The sequence below is a fragment of the Gemmatimonadota bacterium genome (assembly GCA_016714015.1).
Taxonomy (GTDB): domain Bacteria; phylum Gemmatimonadota; class Gemmatimonadetes; order Gemmatimonadales; family Gemmatimonadaceae; genus Pseudogemmatithrix.
Map to the genome: position 1 here is coordinate 1,358,088 of JADJNZ010000001.1, position 20,401 is coordinate 1,378,488.

Here is a 20,401-nt window from a genome sequence, read left to right on the forward strand (position 1 = left end):
GTCCTATCATGACTTGCAGGTTGTTTTTGATATACTAAAACAGCGGCATATAGCGTAACTCGTTGAATTTGCAACTAGTTACGACCAACACCAATGTGGATAACTCTGTGGAGGGAATCACTCCCTATTGTGTCAGGAGGGGCGCCGAGTGGGCGCGGGGGCGCAGCCTTGGGTGCGCCGAGTGTCAACAAGACCGAACACTCTCCACTCGCCCGAGTGCCGCGCGAGGAGGAACGCGTCAACGCCGCAGTGCGAGAAGCGGTCGCCGGCGAAGAACCAGTAGTCCACCCAGATGCTGGCCAGGTCGCCATCGACATGGATCACGGGATTGGCGATGCGCTCGTCCAGCAGCAGTCCCGCAGGCGCACGTCCGATGCTCGTCAGCCACCCGTCGATCGTCTCGAAGCGCACGCTGTCGCGGGTGAGCGTCTGCGTCGAGGCGTTCGAGACGAACGCGGCCCGCATCGCCGCGGTATCGCGCGCGCGCATGGCGTCGAAGAGTCGCGTGATCACGCGATAGGCCGCGTCGTGCTCCGCGGACTGTGCGCTCGCCGAGCTGCTCAGCGAGCCGGCGAGAAGGATACCGAGTGCGACGAGACGGATGGACGCGGCGTACGCACGATGCATGGGGTCCTCACGGACTGGAGGGAACGGCTCACCCCGTCAATACGGGCAAGGACCGGATTCGTTCCTGCCACTCCCGCGGTCCGGTCTCGTGCACGTTGCTTCCGGCGGCATCGACGGCGACGGTGACGGGCATCTCCTGCACGTCGAACTCGTAGATCGCCTCCATCCCCAGATCGGCGAAGGCGACCACGCGCGCCGAGCGCACGGCCTTGGACACCAGGTACGCGGCACCGCCGACGGCCATGAGATAGGCCGCCTTGTGCTGGCGGATCGCCTCGAGCCCTGCGGGGCCGCGCTCCGCCTTGCCGATCATCGCGATGAGTCCCGTCCGCGCGAGCATCATCTCGGTGAACTTGTCCATGCGCGTGGCGGTCGTCGGTCCCGCCGGGCCGACCGCCTCATCGCGCACGGGATCGACCGGTCCCACGTAGTAGATCATGCGATTCGTGAAGTCGACCCCGGGCGGGAGTCCCTCCCCCTTCTCGTACAGCTCGGCGATCCGCTTGTGCGCCGCATCGCGGCCCGTGAGGAGCTTGCCGTTGAGCAGCAGGCGGTCGCCGGCCTTCCACGTGGCCACTTCGGCCGCGGTCAGCGTATCGAGGTTCACGCGCTTCGCGTTGACGTCCGGCTTCCACGTGACGTCGGGCCAATCGCTGAGCTTGGGGACGGGGAGCGTCGCGGCGCCGCGGCCGTCGAGCGTGAAGTGCGCGTGGCGCGTCGCGGCGCAGTTGGGGATCATCGCGATGGGCTTCGACGCCGCGTGCGTGGGATAGTCGAAGATCTTCACGTCGAGCACCGTGGAGAGCCCGCCGAGGCCCTGGGCGCCGATGCCGAGCGCGTTGACCTTGTCGTGGAGTTCGATGCGCAGCTCCTCGATCCGGTCCTTCGGCCCGCGCGCCTTGAGCTGGGCCATGTCGATGTGCTCCATGAGCGACTCCTTCGCCATGAGCATCGCCTTCTCGGCCGAGCCGCCGATCCCGATCCCGAGCATGCCGGGCGGGCACCAGCCGGCGCCCATCAGCGGCACGGTCTTGAGCACCCAGTCGACGATCGAGTCGCTCGGGTTGAGCATCGCGAACTTCGTCTTGTTCTCGGAGCCACCACCCTTGGCCGCGAGCTTCACCTCGACGGTGTCGCCGGGCACGATCTCGTAGTGGACGACCGCCGGGGTGTTGTCCCGCGTATTCTTGCGCGTGAAGGCGGGATCGCTGACGATCGACGCCCGCAGCACGTTCTCGGGCAGCAGGTAGGCGCGGCGCACGCCCTCGTTGACCATCTCCTGCACGGACATCGTCGCGTCCCAGCGGACGTCCATCCCGACCTTGAGGAAGACGACCACGATGCCGGTGTCCTGGCAGATCGGGCGATGCCCCTCGGCGCACATACGGGAGTTGGTGAGGATCTGCGCGATCGCGTCCTTGGCCGCGGGGCTCTGCTCCTTCTCGTACGCGTCCGCGAGCGCGTGGATGTAGTCGAGCGGATGGAAGTACGAGATGTGCTGGAGCGCGTCGGCGATGGACTGGATGAAGTCCTGCTGCGTGATCGTGGTCATGGAGGAAAACTACAACCGCCAGGACGGTTCACCACAGGGAAGGTGCGGGGCACCGGGACGCGGCGCCTCCGCTGTCCGCGCCTACTCCCAGGAGTGCGTGCGCTTCCAGATGCGACGCTCGAGCCGCCAGCTCCGCTTGGCGGAGAACTCGAGGTCGTCGGTGGGGAAGAGCTCGCTGTCCAGGACCGCCTCGCCGAAGTCGTTGCCCTTGGCGGAGGTCTGGTCGGCGAAATGGAGGATCTCGGCCTCGAGCGTCATGGGCCGCACGGCGGCACCGTACTCGAGGATCCCATGGTGCGACTGGATGAAGTGATGCAGCTCCAGCCGCTGGGCCTCGCTGAGCGTGCCGGCCGGCAGCGAGCGCAGGCGCTCCTGGAGCATGAGCGACCCGAGGACGATATGCCCCAGGAGGTGTCCGGCCTGGGTGTTCTCGAAGCCGGAGAGGAGGATGGCATAGCTCTCGACCTTCCCGATGTCGTGGAGCAGCGCGCCGGCCGTGACGAGTGCGACGTTGCCGCGCATGGTGCGGACCGACTCACGGGCGATGTTGGCGACCTCGCAGCTGTGGAGCAGCAACCCGCCGATCACCGCATGGTGCCCCCGCGTGGCGCCGGGCGCCTTGGCGAAGCGCTCCCGGAAGACATCGTCACCGAAGAAGAGGTCCACGGCCTTGCGCAGCGGTCCCTTCATCTCCGCGCGCCAGGCGTCGACCCGCGCCCACAGTTCCTCGGCGCTCTCGCGGATGCGCGGCAGGAACTCGTTCGGGTCCCCACCGCTCGCGACGACGCGCGGCGGCGCGGTGAGCTTGAGCTGGCGCGCGCCCTTGTAGAGCTCGACGGTGCCGATCACCTGCACGACCTGTCCGGGGCGCACGCCCTCGATGAGCGGCACGTGCTCCTTCCATACGTTGACGCCGAGGGTGCCGGTGGCGTTGCCGAGCTTGAGCACGACGAAGGGATCGCCGGACTTGGTGACCTTGTCATCGCGCTCGCGCACGAGGAGCTCGTGCTGGACGCGGTCGCCGGGGGCGAGGCGGGGAACGTCGAGAGGCGCCATTGGGGGACCTAGGGATGTGCGCGTGCGGTGCACACGAGCCAGGACTGCGGATGATGACGGAACTCGTCGAGAAGGCCGCGGCCGATCTCGGCGGGCAGGGGCGCGAGCTCGGGGTACGCCGTGACATCGCGTGCGACGACCTCGAGGCGTGCCACATGGTGCGTCGCGGCGAACCGTTCGGTCAAGCGCGCCGTCACGCCGGGCGCGGCGAAATCATGCGTCTCGACCAGGAGATCAGCGTGGGAGAGCGCCGGCGCGCGCGCGGGATCGAGCAGCAGGTCCTCGAATCCTTCACAGTCAACGAGGACGAGGGTCGGTCCGGTGCCCGCGGCAAGCAGCGCGCCGAGTCCGTCGGCGTCGACGCGCACGAGGTGCGAGACGCGGTCGCCGACGCCGTTCATCCGCGCGGTCTCGGCGCAGGCGCGTTGCGCGAGAGGATCCGGATCGACGGCGACGACGGTGGCGAGCGGCAGGGCGCGGGCCAGCCCCGCGATGTAGAAGCCGTCGCCCGAGCCGACGTTCACGACGAGGCGTGGCTCGCGGGCGACCAGGGCGGACACCGCCGCGTGCAACTCCGACTCGTATGCTCCAAGCAGCTTCGCGGCATGGACGATGTCGCCGCGCCGCCGCGGGTACTGGAGGCCGGCGAACGGTCCGCGCTGGACGCGATCATCGAGCTGTCGCGCGAGCGCGCGGCCGGGCGCCTCGAGCCCGCGCGTGCGCAGCAGCGCCTCGGCGAGTCCGCGCGTGCGCCAGGCGAGCAGCGCGCGTCCCGGCGCACCGAGGCCGGACTCGAGGAAACGGCGCAGCGCCTCGCGCGCCATGCTCGCTCAGCTCTCGAAGACGATGTCGCCTTCGCCGTCCATGCCGAGCTCACCCTGATGGGCGCAGACGCCGCAGATGCGCGCGACGACCCAGACGGCGCCGAGCTCGTCGGCGATGGACTTCGGCGCGGGCTTCACGACGAGCTTCTTGAACGAATACTCCTTGCAGCGCGAGCAGACGTGCGCCTTGGCGATCCGTTCGGCGCGTTCGCGCGAGATCGCGGCCACTACTTCCCCGGCAGGCCAGGGAAGCCGCCGAGCGGCGCCGGCTTGTCCTCGTTGCCGGCGATGCCGCCGGAGCCGCGGAGCATCTCCTTGATACCGCCGATCGCGCCGAGCACGCCGGTCGCCTCGCTGGGGAGGAAGATGCTGGTGCCCTTGCCCTGCGCGATCTGCGGCAGCGCCTCGATGTACTTGAGACCGAGCAGGTAGGTGGCGGCCTCGCCGGGCGGGAGTGCGGCGGCGATGCGCTTGACCGCCTCCGCCTCGGCGTCCGCCATCGCGAGGCGCGCCTGGGCGAGACCCTCGGCCCGGAGGATGGCGGCGCCCTTCTCGCCCTCCGCCTTGCGGATCTGCGCCTCCTTCTGGCCCTCGGACTCGAGGATCGCGGCGCGCTTGGACGCCTCGGCGTTGGTGACGGCGGCGCGACGCTCGCGCTCGGCGCGCATCTGCAGCTCCATCGACTGCTGGATGTCGCGCGGCGGCTCGATCGACTGGAGCTCGACGCGGGTGACGTCGACGCCCCAGCCGATGGACGCCTCCTCGATCACCTCGCGCATCTTCTTGTTGATCATGTCGCGCGAGGCGAGCGTCTGGTCGAGCTCGATGTCGCCGACGATGTTGCGGAGCGTGGTGCGGGTGAGCGTCTCGAGCGCGTAGGGGAGGTTCTGCACCGAGTAGGTCGCCTTCTGCGGGTCGGCGACGCGGTAGTACATCACGGCATCGATGTCGATCGTGACGTTGTCCTTGGTGATCACCGGCTGCGACGGGAAGTTGAGCACCTGCTCGCGGAGATCGATGCGCGCCGTGCTGGACGCGACGATCTTCTTCAGGCCGGTGACGTCGCTCTCGAAGAAGCGGACGTCGATCGTCTTCGCGCGCTCGACGAAGGGGATCATGAGGTTGAGGCCGGACCGCGCGACGCGGTTGAACGCGCCGAGGCGTTCGATGACCATCACCTCCGCCTGGCCGATGATCCGGATGCTCTTGGCGAGCACGACGATGATGCCGACGCCGACGATGCCGAAGAAGAACTCCATGGGGCCTCCACAGGGGATGCGTGATACTAGCAGGGGGGTCCGGTGCGCGTCCACCGGACCCCCCTCGTGCGTCGCTCACCTGCCGCGCGGCGAACTCACTCCCACTTGAAGTCGGCGACGAAGACGTTGGTCTCGCCGGTGGACTTGGCGTGCCGGTTGGAGGCCCAGACGAGCTTGTTCTCGGTGGGGTGGAACATCGCGAACCCGTCGAAGACCTCGCTCGTGGTGATGCGCTCGAGCTGGTCGGCGGTGGCCATGTTGGCCTCGGCGTCGACCAGATAGAGGTCGAAGTTGCCGCTCCGCGGCGCGACGAAGTTGGAGGAGAAGATGATCTTCTTCCCGTCCGGGCTCCACGACGGCCCGAAGTTCGCCCCGCTCAGGGCGGTCACCTGGCGCTGGTCGCTCCCGTCGGCGTTCATGACGAAGAGCTCGACCTTGCTCGGGCGGATGAAGCCCTGCGCGAGGAGCTCCTGGTACTGCCGGAGCTCGGTGGAGTCCTTCGGGTGGTGCGCGCGATAGACGATCCGCTTGCCGTCGGGCGACCACCACGGTCCGCCATCGTAGCCGGCGGTGGTGGTGAGGCGGCGCACGTCGGTCCCGTCGACGTTCATGGTGTAGATGTCGAGGTCACCGTCCTTCAGGGAGGTGAAGACGATCTTCGTCCCGTCCGGGGAGAGGACGGCCTCGGCGGTATAGACGTCGTAGCTGGTGAGGCGCGTCTGGCCGGTGCCGTCGCGATTCACCGTGTAGAGGTCGTACTTGTCGAGCGGCCAGACGTAGCCCTTGGACGGATCGGGGCGCGCCGGGCAGGCATCATCGTGCGCGGTGCTCGACGAGAAGAACAGCTTGTCGGAGCCGGGCAGGAACCAGCCGCAGGTGGTCTTGCCGCGGCCGTCCGAGACGCGGGTCAGGTCGCTCCCGTCGGCGCGCATGACGTACTGCTGATCGCAGGTCCGCCCGTCACGCGTGGACTGGAACGTGATCCACTTGCCGTCGTTGCTCCAGTACGCCTCGGCGTTCTCGCCACCGAAGGTGAGCTGCCGGATGTTGCTCAGCCGGGACTCGCCGGCCTCGGCGACGTGCGTGACGGCGGGGGAGGACTCGGACTTGCCGCAGGCGGCCGCACCAAGGAGGGCGGCCGCCGCGAAGAGACGCTTGGACATCGAGTGTGACGATCGGGGGGAGGAGAGACCTGCGATCACTCGGGGCGCGCTGCCGGAGCGGCGGTCGACCCGAGCGCGATGAGCTCGGCCGTGGTGCGTCCGCGGCGGAGGAGTTCGAGTGCCTTCATGAGCTGCACGTCCTCGGGGACGTCGCGGCGCTTGGCCGTGGAGTCGCCGAAGGCACGGCGGGCGATGCGATCGCCGAGGATCCGGTCGATGTAGCGGCGGCCGGCGTCCCACTCGGTGCGGTCGAGCGTCACGCCCTTGGCGGCGAGGCGCTTGTGGAACTCGTCGCGCATCGCCGGCGTCACGCGGAAGTCCGGCTGGACCGCCCCCTTCATGGAGAAGGCGTACTCGTCGAGGACGATGTACACGTCCTGCGAGTGCGGCACGAGCGCGCGGGCGAGCTTCTGCTCGGCGGTCGTGATGGTGTCGTAGGGGACGATGACGTCGGGCGTGATGGCGCCGCCACCGAAGACGGCGCGGCCCGCGTCCGAACGGAAGACGGGGCGCTTGGCGCGATCCGCCGCGCTCTCGAGCGAGTCGGGATGGACCTCGATGAGGTTCCCCGCCGCGTCGAGCACGCGCTCCTTCTGGATGGAGCGGCCGCTCGGCGTGTACCACTTGCCGGTCGTGAGTTTGATCGCGTAGCCGCCGTCGAGGCGGTAGACCGACTGCACGAGTCCCTTGCCGAACGAGGTCGTGCCCACGATGAGCGCGCGATCGTGGTCCTGCAGCGCGCCCGCGACGATCTCGGAGGCCGAGGCCGTGTAGCCGTCGGTGAGGACGACGATCGGGATGCGCGGGGCGATGGGATCCGCCTCGGCGACGTAGCGCTGGTCGGGTTCGCCTCGGCCGCGCACCGTGGCGAGCTCGGCGCCGCGCGGGATGAAGAAGTTGGTGAGGTCGAGCGCCTGGTCGAGGAAGCCGCCCGTGTTGCGGCGGAGGTCGATCACGAGGCCCGTCGCGCCTTCCGACTGCAGGCGACGCAGGTTCTCCGCGAACTCGCGGGTGGTGGTCTCGTTGAACTGCTGCAGCGGGACGTAGGCGACCTTCCCGTCGAGCATGAGCGCGAACGGGATCGCGGGGATGCGGATGGTGCGGCGCGTGAACTCGACCTCGAAGGGCGCCTGGACGCCGGGGCGCGCGAAGCGCGCCTTCACCCGAGTGCCCGGCGGGCCCTTCAGTCCGGCTGAGACCTGGTCGACCTTCCAGCCCTGCGTGCTCGCGGTATCGACCCCGACGATGCGGTCGCCCTCGCGGATGCCCGCTTCCTCGGCCGGCGTGTTGGGATAGACCTTGGAGATGATGATCGTGCCCTGCTGATCCTCGATCAGCATGCCGATGCCGCCGTAGAAGCCCCCGGTGTTCTGGTTGAACATCTCGAGGTCCTTCGGCGTGTAGAGCTCGGAGTACGGATCCTTGAGCTCGGCGACGAGACCGCGGGCGGCGCGCTCGTAGAGCGAGCCCGTGCCGATGGAGTCGACGAACCGGTCGTTGACGAGCGCCATCACCTGGTCGAAGAGGCGCGCACTGTTGGCGGCGGCGCGCTCCTGGACGACGAACGCCCCGCCGGCGAGCGGGAGGGCGATGAGGGCGGCAAGGGCGATCGTGCGGGACCGGGACATGCGGGAGGACCTCGGTAGGGGCTCTGGGGAACGTAAGGTGCTATACCCCTGAGGCCAAGCAGTGGAGCCCGCCGCCGGACCGACGGAACGAGCTGGTCAGCCCTCGTACTCGACGAACCAGGCGCGACCGTCCTGCAGGAACCCGGCCTTCGCGACGATCCCGGCGGCGACGAGCATCTCATGCGCCGGCTGGAGCACGCGCTGGAGGTGCGAGGGGTAGCGCTGGCTGAGGGGCAATAGCTCGGCCAGGCGCTCCAATGCGACACGCCAGGGTCCCGCATCGTTGCCTCGCACGGCGGCGAGGAGCCGGTAGAGGCGGCGCGCGACGGGCGACGAGAGGGCGAAGTAGCGCGGCGCGAGGAGTGACGTCGTGTCACCCGCGCTCATGTTGCCGCGCACTCGCTGGTCGAGGACCACGCGCGCATCACCCGGCTCGTTGGAGGCGAGGGCGGGGAAGAGCGCGAGCTGGTCGCGGTCGGTGAGCCGACGCCGATCGATGGCGACCGCGGAGAGCAGGGTGAAGCGGGCGTGGCCGTACTTGCCGGTGCGGGCGTCGAGCCAGGCGCCCTCACTCTCGAGGACGGTGCGCTCGAGCCGTCCGAGGGCACCGCGCAGCTGCTCGTAGGTGCGCCCGTCCACGCGACGTCCCATCGAGCGCAGGAAGGCGTGGAGCGTGAAGGTGAGCGCCCCGTCGGCAGGGCGGTCGGCCTCGTGGTAGCGCCGGGCCAGCTCGACGTAGACGTCCTGATCGAAGGTGCCAGGGAGCCGTTCGCCGGGGGCCGGGAGCACGCGCCAGCGGCCGCCGTTGTCGGCGGTGAAGGTCACGACCGTGTCCTCCGAACTGTCCGAGAGGCGGAACAGCGGGAGCGCCTCGAGCGAACGGTCGAGCAGGACCGTGCGCGAAGGGGGTCTGCGGCGGGAGGCGGACGCCATTGCAGACAAATGTCGACCCGCACGTGAAACCGGGCAAGTGGCGCGCCCGGCGGAGCGCTCCGCGGGAGCCCCACGTCAGCACTGGATCCGTCGGCGATCCGCCGCGGATCGACCCAGGCTCAGCGAACGTCCTCGCGTCCGATGGCGGCGCGCACGGCTTCGCGGATCGCGATCATCGTCGAGGGTCGCGCGGCGGCCGAGTCATCACGCACGTGCAGCTCGATGCCTTCGGCGACGGTGATCCGGCGCCAGATCGACGGCGCGTCATCGTCGTGACGCACCTGGAGGTCGGCGCCGGCTCCGAGTGCGGGTGCGAGCGATCCCGCGACGCGCTTCTCGAGCTGATCGCCGTGCAACTCGACGAGCTCGGCCTTGATGGTCTCGAGCGTCTGCCCTTCCCGCTGCCGGATCTTGATCGCGAGCAGTTGGAGCAGATGCCGGTAGTGGTACGTCGCGGCCGTGCCCTTTCCCTCGGGATGATCGAGGAGGCCGTTGGCGACATAGAACCGGATCGCGCGGGCACTCGGCGTGGCGCGGGCCGAGGAGTTCGTGGGGCGCATGCCGGCGGCGTCGACCAGCGCGGTCGCATGTGCGGCCAGGCCGCGCGCATTCCAGGGCGCGTGACGCGCGTGAGCGCGCAGCAGGGCGACGGGAGCCGAGTCGGACATGTGTTCGGATACAGTAATGCGGCCGGGCCGGGTCGGATAGGCGACCGGTCAGGCATCGCGACGCGGGTCCGGTGAGGATGCGCGAAGGCCCGACGACGCTGCTGCGTCGTCGGGCCTTCGTGCATGTCCGGGCCCGCGTCGGCGCCGACGCTACTTCTTGCCTGCCGGCTTCTTGGCCGCCTTCTTGGCGGCGGGCTTCTTCACGGCCGGCTTCGCCTTCTTCGCGACCTTCTTCGGCGCGGCCTTCTTCACGGCCTTGGCCGGCTGCTTCGCCGCCTTCTTGGCCGCCGGCTTCGCCGCCTTCTTCACCGGCTTGGCCGCCTTCACGGCCTTCTTCGCCGCCTTGGCTACGGGCTTCGCCGCGGGCTTGGCCGCCGCCTTGGCGGGAGCCTTGGCAGGGGCCTTGGCCGGGGCCTTGGCCGGGGCCTTGGCCGGGGCCTTGGCCGGGGCCTTGGCCGGAGCCTTCACGGCCGGCTTCGCCGCGGCCTTGGGCTCGGGCGTGGCTGCGGCCTTCGGCGCCGGAGCGGGCTTGGCGGCCGCCTTCGGAGCCGGCTTGGCCGGGGCCGCCGCGGCCGGGACCTCACTCTCGCCCGTCTCGAAGATGCTCGGGACGCGCGGCTTCTCCGCCGGCTTCCGCCCGCGACGACGCGGCGCGATGGAGTCCCCGAAGAGATCGCTCTCCTCGTCCTCCTCCTCCGCGCCAGCGACCGGTGCGACGCCGCCCTCCTCGTCGTCCTCGTCGGACTCGTCGGTCGAATCCCAGAGTGAGTCGGAGTTGTCCTTGTTGACGGCCCACCCGCCGTCCTCGTCCTCGTCCTCGTCATAGGAGGCGCTGCTGCCGCCCCCGCCACCGTACCCGGAATCGTCCGAATCGTCGTCGCGATCCGAGAAGAGCCGGTCCATCATCTCCTCGTTGAGCGGCATGCGCTGCCTCCGTAGCGGGAAATACACCGTGCGTTCAGGACGCTGAATACCATGAGCGACCCCATTCCGTCAAGCGGGGTTGCCGGCGCGTTGGTCGGCGAGTGCGGGAACCTCGTGCGCGGAGGTCTCGCCGGTCTCCCCCGCAGGGCGCTTCCGGCCCGTCACCCAGGCCGCCGCGTCGTCGAGCAGCGTATACACCGCCGGCACGACGAACAGGGTGAGCAGGGTCGACGTGATGAGCCCGCCGATGACGGCGTGCGCCATCGGCGAGCGCTGTTCGGCGCCTTCGCCGATCGCCATCGCCAGGGGGATCATGCCGAAGATCATCGCCGCGGTGGTCATGATGATCGGGCGGAGCCGGATGCGCCCCGCCTCGAGGATCGCCGAGAGTCGGTCCTTCCCCTCGCCGCGGGCGTGGTTCACGAAGTCGATGAGCAGGATGCCGTTCTTCGTGACGAGGCCCATCAGCATGATGATGCCGATCATCGACATCACGTTGAGCGTCCCGCCGGTGACGACGAGCGCGAGCGAGACGCCGAGGAGCGAGAGCGGGAGCGAGAGCATGATCGCGAGCGGCTGCAGGAACGAGCCGAACAGCGACGCGAGGATGAGATAGATGAAGACGACCGCGAGGATCATCGCCTCGAGGACGAAGCCCTTGGTCTCGTTGAGGTTCTGCACGTCACCACCGAACTCGGTGCGATAGCCGGCGGGGAGCACGAGCGAGTCGAGCGCGGCGCGGGCGCGGTCGGCGACGACCCCGACCGCGGCGCCGGGGAGCACGCCGGATGAGATGGAGATCTGGCGCTCGAGCATGCGGCGCTCGATCTGCTGCGGTCCCACGCCGGCGCGCACGTCCGCGACCTGCGCGAGCGGGATCGCCGCGAGGAGCCCGGTGCGGACATCGACGGCGGAGCCCGTCACCGGGATGTTGGCGACATCCTCGGCGTTGGTGCGGAGCGACTCCGGGTAGACTACGCGCACATCGTGCGTGTAGCCCTGCTCGTCCTGCCAGAGCGTGGCGCGGGAGCCGGAGAACAGGGGCTGCAGCGTGGCGGCGATGGAGCCGACGCCGAGGCCGGCGGCCCAGGCCTGCTGGCGATCGACCCGCACGTCGAGCTGCGGGATGTCGCCCTGGTCGGACGAGGTCGGCTCGCCGATGCCCTCGACCCCGCGCATCGTCTCGAGGACCTGCGCCGCGATGAGCTTGAGGCGCGCCGGCTCGGGGCCCTGGACCTTCACGTCGATCGGCTGGCGGAAGCCGCCGAAGATGGAGCGCGTCCCGTCGATGCTCGCGCGCGCGCCGCTGACCATGCGCAGCTTGGGGCGCAGGTCGTTCTGGATCTCGGCCATCGAGCGCGTGCGGTCATGCGCGGGCTTGAGCTTCACGAAGAGCTGGCCGCCGGTGCTGTTGCCGCGTCCACCACCGCCGCCGATGGTGAGGTAGGTGAACTCGACCTCGGGGATCCGCTTGACGATGGTGTCGAGCGCCTGGCCCTTGCCGACGATGAAGTCCACCCGCGAGCCCGGCGTGACGCGGTACGAGACGTTGAACTCGCCCGCGTCGTAGTCGGGCATGAAGGTGAAGCCGACGCTCCCGGCGATCATGAACGCGACGACGACCGAGCCGATCGCCCCGCCGAGGACGAGCCACCGATGCTGCACGGCGCGCCGGAGGAGCGGCGGATAGCGGTCGGCGAGGCGCTCGAACCAGCCGTCGAAGGCGAGGGCGATCTTGCGGATCGGGCCGGCCTTGGCCCACGCCGCGGGGCCGTGCTCCTCCGCCTCGGGGTCGTGCCAGATGCTCGAGAGCATCGGGTCGAGCGTGAACGAGACGAAGAGCGAGACCGCGACGGCGAAGGCGACGGTGACGCCGAACTGGTAGAAGATCTTGCCGATCATGCCGCCCATGAACGCGACGGGGATGAACACGGCGATCACGGCGAGCGTCGTCGCGAAGACGGCGAGGCCGATCTCGTCGGTGCCCTCCTTCGCGGCGAGATAGTGGTCCTTCCCCATCGCCACGTGCCGGACGATGTTCTCGCGCACGACGATCGCGTCGTCGATCAGCAGGCCGATCGCGAGCGAGAGCGCGAGCAGCGTCATGGTGTTCAGCGTGAAGCCGAACATCCACATCGCGAAGAAGCTGGAGATGATCGCCACCGGCAGCGTGAGCCCGGTGATGACGGTCGAGCGCCACGACCCGAGGAACAGGTAGATGATCATCACCGTGAGGATCGCGCCGAGGACGAGCGTGAGCTCGACGTCGGCGAGGGCGTCGCGGATCTTGGACGAGTCGTCGCGGATGATCTGGAGCGCGATGTCGGCCGGGAGCTGCTCCTGCAGCTGCTCGATGACGACGCGGACCTGGTCGGCGACCTCGACGGTGTTGGAGCCGGTGATCTTGAGCACCTCGAGCGAGAGCGCGGGCTCGAGTCCCATGAGCGAGGCGCTGCGCTTCTCGGCCGTGCCATCCACCACGTGCCCGACGTCGCGCACGCGGATGGGCGCGCCGTTGCGCACGACCACCGTGACGTCGCCGAAGGCGAGCGGATCGGTCACGCGGCCGGTGATGCGCACGAGGCGCTCGGTGTCGCCGCGCTGGATGCGGCCCGCCGGGACCTCCTGGTTCTCGCGCTGCAGCGCCGCGACGACCTGCGCCGGCGAGATGCCGTAGGCGCGGAGCGCGTCCGGATCGAGCTCCACGCGGATCTCGCGCGCGGTGCCGCCGACCACGTTCACGCCCCCCACGCCCGGGATCGACTCGATGCGCTTCCCGATCACCTCGTCGGCGAGGTCGGTGAGCTCGCGCATCGGCCGCGTCGCCGACTTCATCACGATGCTCATGATCGGCCGGTCATTCGGATCGAACCGGATGATCACCGGCTCCTCGATGTCGCGCGGGAGCTGACGGCGGATGCGCGCGACCTTCCCCTGCACCTCGGGCTGCATCTTCATCACGTCCACGCCGAGGTTGAACTGCAGGCGGACGGACGACGACCCCTCGGTGGAGGTGGAGGTGATCTCCTTCAGGCCCTCGGTGGTGTTGAGCGCTTCCTCGATGGGCTTGGAGACCTCGCGCTCGACGACCTCGGGGCTCGCGCCAGGATACGCCGTCTGCGCGACGATGGTCGGGTAGGTCACGTCGGGGTACTCGTCGACCGCGAGCCGGAAGAACGAGACGGTGCCGAGCACGACCAGCGCCACCATGAGCATGGTGGCGAAGACGGGTCGCTTGATGGAGACGTCGGAGAGGAACATCGGGATGCCCGGACGGGGGGTCGGCTACGGACGGCCGCGCTGCGGCGTCTCGACGCCGATGATCTGGACTTGCATGCCGGCGCCGAGGAGGCCGACGTTGCCGATGACGATCTCGTCGCCGGCCACGAGCCCTTCGGTCACCTGCACGACGCCGCGCGCCTCGTCGACGATGCCGAGCTTCACGTCGGCCCGCGCGAGCGCCCCGCCGGCGACCTTCCAGACGAACGTCTGCCCGCCGGCCGCGGCGGCGGTCTGCCGCACCGCGCCCTGCGGGATGACGAACTGGCCCGCGAGCGACCGCTCGATGATCTGTCCGGTGGCGAAGGTGTTGCCCTTGAGCTGGCCGTTGGCGTTGGGGACCTGGACGAACACCGTGACCGACTGCGACTGCAGGTCGATGGTCGGACTCACGCGCGCGACGCGCCCCTGGATCGCGCGGCCATCCGCGGTGAAGCGCACCTCCATGCCGCGCGCGAGCGCCGACGCACGGCGGGCCGGCACCGCGGCGGTGAGCTCGAGCATGTCGCTCCGCACCACGGTCAGCAGCTGCGCGCCGCGCGTGACGCGTTCGCCGTTCTCCACCGTGCGCCGCTCGACGACGCCGTTCACCGGCGACAGGACGCGCGTGTCGCGCGCGAGCGAGGCCGCGGCGCGCACGCGCGACTCGGCGGCCGCGAAGCGGGCCTTGGCGGTGAGGGACGCCTGCTCGGCGGCGCGCAGGTCGCGCTCCGACACGGCCCCGGCCTGGAAGAGTTCCTTCGTCTGATCGAGGTTCCACTGCGCGGTGCTCGACTCCGTGCGCGCGGCGAGTTCGTCCGCCTCGGCGGAGCGCAGCGCGGCCTCCTGCTCGGACGCCTCGAACTCGGCCAGCACCTGTCCTTCCCGCACGGCGTCGCCCTCGCGCACGTGGAGCGCGACGAGATCACCCTCGATCCGCGCCCGCACGCTGACCGTCTCGATGGGCCGCAGGTTGCCGCTGATCGCGATCCCCGCCTCGATGAGGCCGACCTCGACCTTGTGGACGTCGGCACGCGAGAGGACGACGGAGCCGCCGGCACGATTGCCGCCGCCCGCCGGCCCGCCGCCGGGGGCCTTGCCGCCTGGTGCGCCGCCGGGAGCGCCGCTCGGCGCCTTGCCCGGCGTGGCGGCGTTGGCGGCGGCCTCGTCGCCGCCACAGGCGGCGAGGGCGAGCGCGAGCAGGGCGACGCTCGAGGCGGCGCGAAGGGAATGCATGGGAGGTCTGGTCATCGATTGGGTCCGAGGGCGACGGTGCCGCCGTCGGGGAGCGGGATCGGCCGCGCGCGCACGCGCGCGAGGTCGGCCACCGCGACATAGAGGTCGAAGGTCGCGCGCGCCTCGGTGGAGCGCGCGATGAGCAGGGCGAGCTGTGCGTCGGACACCTCGAGCTGCGTCCCGATGCCACGGCCGTGGCGCATGGTCGCGAGATCGAACGCCTCGGCCGCCTCGCGCACGTTGCCGGCGCGGGCGGTGAAGGTGGCCTGGGCGCGCACGAGCTCGGCGCGCGCACGCTCGACGTCGATCGAGGCCTGTTCGCGCGACTGGCGCACCTGGAGGTCCGCGACGCGGGCCTGCGCCTGCGCGACGTCGATCGCGCCCTTGGCACGCAGCCCGTCGAAGAGCGGCCAGGTGAACTGCACGTTGAAGGTGCGGTCGGGGAACCAGCCGTTGTTCTGGCAGGGACGCGTCGCCGTGCCGGGGTTCGCGCAGAACGCGAGCGAGCTCTCGCCCATCTTCGTGGGGAGCCCGTTGAAGGCGGGGAGCGCGAGGTAGCCGAGCTGGAAGCTCGCGTTGAGCGTGGGGAGCAGGTCCGCGCGCGCCACGCGAATGGCGGCCTCGCGAGCGCTCGCGGTGAGTTCGGCCGCCCGGACGCCGGGGCGCACGCCGGGTGCCTGGTCGTCGGCGAGCGCGGCGGCGGCCATCGCCTGCACCGCCGTCGGGTCGAGCACGGTGGAGAGGGCGATGGGCTGCGCGACCGGGACCTGGAGGAGGCGCTTGAACTCGAGCTCGGCGAGGACGCGCGCGTTCTCGGCCTGGAGCGCCGTCGGTTCGAGGTTGGTGCGCTCGACCCGCGCGCGGAGCACGTCGTAGCGCGAGGCGCGACCGGTGCGTTCGAGCTGCTCGGCCTGCGCGAGGCGCGTGTCCGCGATCTCGAGGTTGCGCCGCTGGATGTCAGCGAGCTGTGCCGCGAGGGCCACGCCGAGGTAGATGCGCTGGGCATCCACCGCGAGGGTGATGCGCGTCTCCTCGCTGGTCGCGCGGGCCGCGCGCTCGGAGCGCGCCGCGGCCTGGTTCGCACCGACGATGCGGCCGCCCTGGAAGAGCGACTGCTGCAGCAGGAGGTTCGTGTTGTAGGTGTAGCTCTGGCCGAAGACGTTGCCGACGATGAGCGCGCGGGCGTTCTCGACCTGCTGCTGGTAGGTGCTGGCGAGGCGGAGCTGCGGCATCCCGGCGGCGCGCGCCGCGGTCACCTGGGCATCGGCGAGGTCGACCTGCGCCAAGGCGATGCGTGCCTCGTCGGAGGTGCGCAGCATGCGCTCCACCGTCTGGGCGAGGGTGAGGCGCAGCGTGTCCGGCGTCTGGGCCGGGAGCGCCGCGGCCGAGAGGCAGAGGAGGGCGAGGACCGAGCGGGTGGAAATCATCAGAGGATTAACGCACGGGCCGGGGCTGACGTTCAGCGGAGAGACACGAGGGGCCCGGCACCTGGAGGCGGTGCCGAGCCCCTGATATCCGCCCATACGACGCGGCGTTCCGTCAGTCGGTCACTCCGGGACGGGCTCGAGGAAGGCGAGCGTCTTCCGGCGGGTGACGGTGCTCTTGAGGGCGGCGAAGATGGCCGGGTCGAGCATCGCGCCCGCGCGCTCCTCGAGGAAGCGGATCGCCTCGGCCGGCGAGAGCGGGTCGCGCCAGGCGCGGTGCGAGGTGAGGGCGTCGAAGGCGTCCGCGGCGTGGAGGATGCGGCCGCCGAGGGAGATCTGCTCGCCCTTGAGCTTGCGCGGGTAGCCGTTCCCGTCCCAGTGCTCGTGATGGTCCTGGATGGCGGGGAGCAGGTGCGCGATGGGCTTGATGGTCGAGAGGATCTCGAGGCCGATCTCGACGTGCGTCTTGACGTGGTCGAACTCCTCGGGCGTGAGCGCGCCCGGCTTGTTGAGCACCGACTCGCGGATGCCGATCTTGCCGACGTCCATGAGGCGCCCCGCGATCCGCATGTTCTCGACCTCGTCATCGGAGAGGTTGAGCGCGGAGGCGATGGAGGCGGCGAGGTCGGCGACGCGATCGGAGTGGCCGCGGAGGAAGGTGTCCTTGGCCTCCTGCGCGGAGACGAGGGCCCGGACGACGTCGACGAGCACCGTGTTGAGCATCGCGCGCTCGCGATTGAGCTCCTCCGTCTGCGCGGCGACCTCCTCGCGGATGAGGCGCTCGACCTTGCGCTGCTCGATCGCGAGGTCGCGCTTGTGCAGCACGCGCTCGACCGCCGCGGCGAGGTCGGTGAGCTCGATGGGCTTCATGAGATAGTCCATCGCGCCGTGCGCGAGCGCCTCGGTGGCGGTCGGCGCATCGTTCACGGCGGTGAGCATCATGACCGCGAGCTCGGAGTCGACGGCCAGTGCCGCCGGGACGAGGGCGAGGCCGGTCATGCCGGGCATGCGCACGTCGGCGAGCATGAGGACGTGCTTCTCGCGCTCGAGCGCGTCGAGGGCCGCCGGCCCCGATTCGCAGGTGGTGACCTCGTAGCCCTTGGATCGCAGGAACTTCGCGATCGCGGAACGGATCAGCTCTTCGTCATCGACGAGCAGGATCCGACGCACCTGGGGCTCCGTGATGGCCCGGATGGCGCGCGAGAGACGGCTGGGTTGTGAGGTGCGGCGTTCGGTCATCGGGAGTCGGGTCATGCCGCGGCTCGTTCGGAGCGGCGGGTGCAAGATGCCGCACGTGGCGGCGCGGCGCCATCCTCGCGCCTGCAGGATGAGAACGGCAAGTGCGGTGCCACGGATTCACGAGGGCCGCAGCGAACGTCCAGAGCCTGCCCCGGGGAGGTGGGGCGAATCGCTGGGGATGATTCCACTTGAACCTACCAATACTTGTGGCGCTTTACTGAACAGTTGGTGTCCCGTAAACTATCCCGAATCAGCCGATAGGAGGCGCGGAAGGGTTCTTCGCCTCCCGCAACGCCGCGGTGATGTCAGGATCATGGTCCGTGTACTCCGCGAGCCGCTTCGCCCGCTCCGTATCCGCGATGTCCAATAGATGCGTCGCATACTTGGCCCGCGCCGGCGCATCCTGTGCCATCCCCGCGCCACGCATCGCGAGGATGAGACCCAGCAGATGATCGGGATTCGCCGCGAGGATGGTATCGGCCTGTGCGCGCGCCATCGCCCCGTCGCCGCTCACGATGCCGAGGAGGCCGAGGTCATAGCGCCGATGCGCGTCGAGCGGGGCGAGCGCGAGCTGCGCCTGGATCGCCATCGGCGAGAAGAACGCGACCGAGTCGCTCTTCCCCTCGGCGACGTACGTCATCACGCGCTGGAAGAGTCGGTCGGCGCGCTCCTCGGGTCCCATCTGCGAGATGTCGGGGGCGCGTCCCGGCGCGACCGCGACCGGACCCGCCGAAGGCGCGGCCCCCGGCGTGCGCCCGAAGTTCTGTCCGACGATGAACGCGAACAGCGAGAGGAGCGCGATGCCGGCCACGGCCCAGGGGAGGATCTGCGCACCGCTCGCGCCGCCCCCTCCAACGGGTCCGGTCGCCGCGCCGCGCGTGGAGCCGTCGGTCGCCTGGCCGCAGCGGTGGCAGAACTTCGCGGCGGCACCGAGGCCCGCGCCGCAGTTGGTGCAGAAGCGCTGGTTGGTCATCGCGGGAAAACTAATCGCCGCGGCCGCACGCGGGCCGCGCACCGCGCGCTCAGGACGACCCGAGCGTAGCGGAGGAGCCGGGGCCTCCCCGATATTGCGAGCACGATGACCGCCCCGCGCCCCATCCCGTCCGACCTGAGCAGCGCGACGCCGAGGGACATCCTCGAGCTCGCGCATGCGCACCAGGTCCGGTTCCTCCGCCTGCAGTTCACCGACATCCTCGGCGTGAACAAGAACGTCGAGGTCCCCGCCTCGCAGTTCCAGAAGGCGCTCGCCGGCGACATCCTCTTCGACGGCTCATCCATCGAAGGGTTCGTGCGCGTGGAGGAGTCGGACATGCTCCTGCAGCCCGACCTCTCGACCTTCCGGATCTTCCCGTGGGGCGACCCGCACTCGAAGGTCGCCCGCGTGATCTGCGACGTGACGACCCCCGAGGGGAAGCCGTTCGCCGGCGATCCGCGGCAGGTGCTCAAGCAGCAGGTGGCACGGGCCGCCGCCCTCGGCTACGTGATGAACGCCGGCATGGAGGCGGAGTTCTTCCTCTTCAAGCAGGGCGCCGACGGCGGCGCGGCGACGCTCACGCACGACGTGGGCGGGTACTTCGACCTCGCCCCGATGGATCGCGGCGAGGAGGCGCGCCGCGCGATCGTCGCCACGCTCGAGCAGATGGGCTTCGAGGTGGAGGCCGCGCACCACGAGGTGGCGCACGGCCAGCACGAGATCGACTTCCGCTACGCCGATGCGCTCACCACCGCGGACAACATCGCGACCTTCCGGTTCGTGGTGAAGCACGTCGCCCAGCAGTTCGGCCTCATGGCGTCGTTCATGCCCAAGCCCATCTTCGGGCAGAACGGCAGCGGCATGCACACGCACCAGTCGCTCTTCCTCAAGGGCGAGAACGCCTTCTTCGATCCCAAGGGCGAGTACCAGCTCTCGACGGTCGCGCATCACTACATCGGCGGGCTCCTCAAGCACGCGCGCGGCATGAGCGCCATCACCAACCCGCTCGTCAACTCGTACAAGCGGCTCGTGCCCGGCTACGAGGCGCCGATCAACGTCGCCTGGTCCATGCGCAACCGCTCGCCGCTCATCCGCGTGCCGGAACGTCGCGGCACGGGCACGCGCGTGGAACTGCGCTCGCCCGACCCGGCCGCCAATCCGTACCTCGCGCTCGCCGTGATGCTCGCCGCGGGACTCGACGGCATCTCGACCGAAGCCACGAGCCGCGAGCCGGTGAACGAGAACATCTGGGAGATGAGCTTCCGCGAGCGGCGCCGCCTGCGCATCGACGACCTCCCGCACGACCTCAACGAGGCGTGCGACGAGCTCGAGAAGGACACCGAGATCACCGACGCGCTCGGTCCGCACGTGACGCAGCACTTCCTCGCCGCCAAGCGCGAGGAGTGGCGCGAGTACATCTCGCAGGTCTCGGCCTGGGAACTGGAACAGTACCTGGCGAAGTACTGACCGATCGGCAGGGCCCCGCGGGCGGGGATTCCCTCACGTCGCACAGGGAACGTCCCCTCCTCCGGCGCGCGGCGCGCGCGCGGACATTGCAGCATGAGCACCGCGTCCGCGCCCTCGTCGGCACCGGGGACGGCGTCGAGCGCATCGACGTCATCGGCGGTCCAGCCGCG

17 protein-coding genes are annotated in these 20,401 nt (G+C 70.0%); 1 reads left to right on the top strand and 16 read right to left on the bottom strand.

What is annotated here, in order from left to right; all coding sequences use genetic code 11:
• Positions 1–132: 132 nt before the first annotated feature.
• From IPJ78_05835 to IPJ78_05910, 16 genes are all read right to left on the bottom strand, one after another.
• The gene (locus IPJ78_05835; GenBank protein ID MBK7906071.1) at positions 133–627 is read right to left on the bottom strand and encodes a nuclear transport factor 2 family protein; all 495 of its coding nucleotides are present in this window, start codon (positions 625–627) and stop codon (positions 133–135) included.
• A 28-nt stretch (positions 628–655) separates the two neighbouring features.
• Positions 656–2,179 carry a fumarate hydratase gene (locus IPJ78_05840; GenBank protein ID MBK7906072.1) on the bottom strand — a complete coding sequence of 508 codons (1,524 nt, stop codon included), beginning with the start codon at positions 2,177–2,179 and terminating at the stop codon, positions 656–658.
• A gap of 81 nt (positions 2,180–2,260) precedes the next feature.
• Positions 2,261–3,235: an HD domain-containing protein gene (locus tag IPJ78_05845; GenBank protein MBK7906073.1), complete on the bottom strand. Its 975-nt coding sequence runs from the start codon at positions 3,233–3,235 to the stop codon at positions 2,261–2,263.
• Positions 3,236–3,243: 8 nt separating this feature from the next.
• Positions 3,244–4,059 carry a hypothetical protein gene (locus IPJ78_05850; protein MBK7906074.1) on the bottom strand — a complete coding sequence of 272 codons (816 nt, stop codon included), beginning with the start codon at positions 4,057–4,059 and terminating at the stop codon, positions 3,244–3,246.
• A 6-nt stretch (positions 4,060–4,065) separates the two neighbouring features.
• Positions 4,066–4,287: a hypothetical protein gene (locus IPJ78_05855; GenBank protein MBK7906075.1), complete on the bottom strand. Its 222-nt coding sequence runs from the start codon at positions 4,285–4,287 to the stop codon at positions 4,066–4,068.
• Positions 4,287–5,318, bottom strand: coding sequence for an SPFH/Band 7/PHB domain protein (locus IPJ78_05860; GenBank protein MBK7906076.1), 1,032 nt, complete (start codon positions 5,316–5,318; stop codon positions 4,287–4,289). Before IPJ78_05860 ends, IPJ78_05855 begins: the two co-directional genes overlap by 1 nt.
• A 95-nt stretch (positions 5,319–5,413) precedes the next feature.
• The gene (locus IPJ78_05865) at positions 5,414–6,481 is read right to left on the bottom strand and encodes a PD40 domain-containing protein (GenBank protein MBK7906077.1); all 1,068 of its coding nucleotides are present in this window, start codon (positions 6,479–6,481) and stop codon (positions 5,414–5,416) included.
• Positions 6,482–6,516: 35 nt separating this feature from the next.
• Positions 6,517–8,109: a S41 family peptidase gene (locus IPJ78_05870; protein ID MBK7906078.1), complete on the bottom strand. Its 1,593-nt coding sequence runs from the start codon at positions 8,107–8,109 to the stop codon at positions 6,517–6,519.
• A 96-nt stretch (positions 8,110–8,205) separates the two neighbouring features.
• Positions 8,206–9,042 carry a replication initiator protein A gene (locus IPJ78_05875; protein MBK7906079.1) on the bottom strand — a complete coding sequence of 279 codons (837 nt, stop codon included), beginning with the start codon at positions 9,040–9,042 and terminating at the stop codon, positions 8,206–8,208.
• Positions 9,043–9,161: 119 nt separating this feature from the next.
• A complete protein-coding gene (locus IPJ78_05880; protein ID MBK7906080.1) occupies positions 9,162–9,710 on the bottom strand; it encodes a MerR family transcriptional regulator in 549 nt (182 codons plus the stop codon).
• Between the two features lie 150 nt (positions 9,711–9,860).
• On the bottom strand, positions 9,861–10,634 hold the full coding sequence (locus IPJ78_05885) for a hypothetical protein (GenBank protein MBK7906081.1): 774 nt from the start codon (positions 10,632–10,634) through the stop codon (positions 9,861–9,863).
• 69 nt (positions 10,635–10,703) lie between these two features.
• On the bottom strand, positions 10,704–13,895 hold the full coding sequence (locus IPJ78_05890; protein ID MBK7906082.1) for an efflux RND transporter permease subunit: 3,192 nt from the start codon (positions 13,893–13,895) through the stop codon (positions 10,704–10,706).
• 24 nt (positions 13,896–13,919) lie between these two features.
• Positions 13,920–15,143 carry an efflux RND transporter periplasmic adaptor subunit gene (locus IPJ78_05895; protein ID MBK7906083.1) on the bottom strand — a complete coding sequence of 408 codons (1,224 nt, stop codon included), beginning with the start codon at positions 15,141–15,143 and terminating at the stop codon, positions 13,920–13,922.
• Positions 15,140–16,555 carry a TolC family protein gene (locus IPJ78_05900; GenBank protein ID MBK7906084.1) on the bottom strand — a complete coding sequence of 472 codons (1,416 nt, stop codon included), beginning with the start codon at positions 16,553–16,555 and terminating at the stop codon, positions 15,140–15,142. The genes IPJ78_05895 and IPJ78_05900 overlap by 4 nt, the downstream gene beginning before the upstream one ends.
• A gap of 120 nt (positions 16,556–16,675) precedes the next feature.
• Positions 16,676–17,806 carry a response regulator gene (locus tag IPJ78_05905; protein ID MBK7906085.1) on the bottom strand — a complete coding sequence of 377 codons (1,131 nt, stop codon included), beginning with the start codon at positions 17,804–17,806 and terminating at the stop codon, positions 16,676–16,678.
• Positions 17,807–18,041: 235 nt separating this feature from the next.
• Positions 18,042–18,806 (bottom strand): zinc ribbon domain-containing protein, encoded by a 765-nt coding sequence (locus tag IPJ78_05910; GenBank protein MBK7906086.1) that lies wholly within the window; start codon positions 18,804–18,806, stop codon positions 18,042–18,044.
• A 63-nt stretch (positions 18,807–18,869) separates the two neighbouring features.
• On the opposite strand from IPJ78_05910, the gene glnA reads away from it, so the two are divergent.
• Positions 18,870–20,231 carry a type I glutamate--ammonia ligase gene (gene glnA / locus IPJ78_05915; GenBank protein ID MBK7906087.1) on the top strand — a complete coding sequence of 454 codons (1,362 nt, stop codon included), beginning with the start codon at positions 18,870–18,872 and terminating at the stop codon, positions 20,229–20,231.
• The last annotated feature ends 170 nt before the right edge of the window (positions 20,232–20,401 follow it).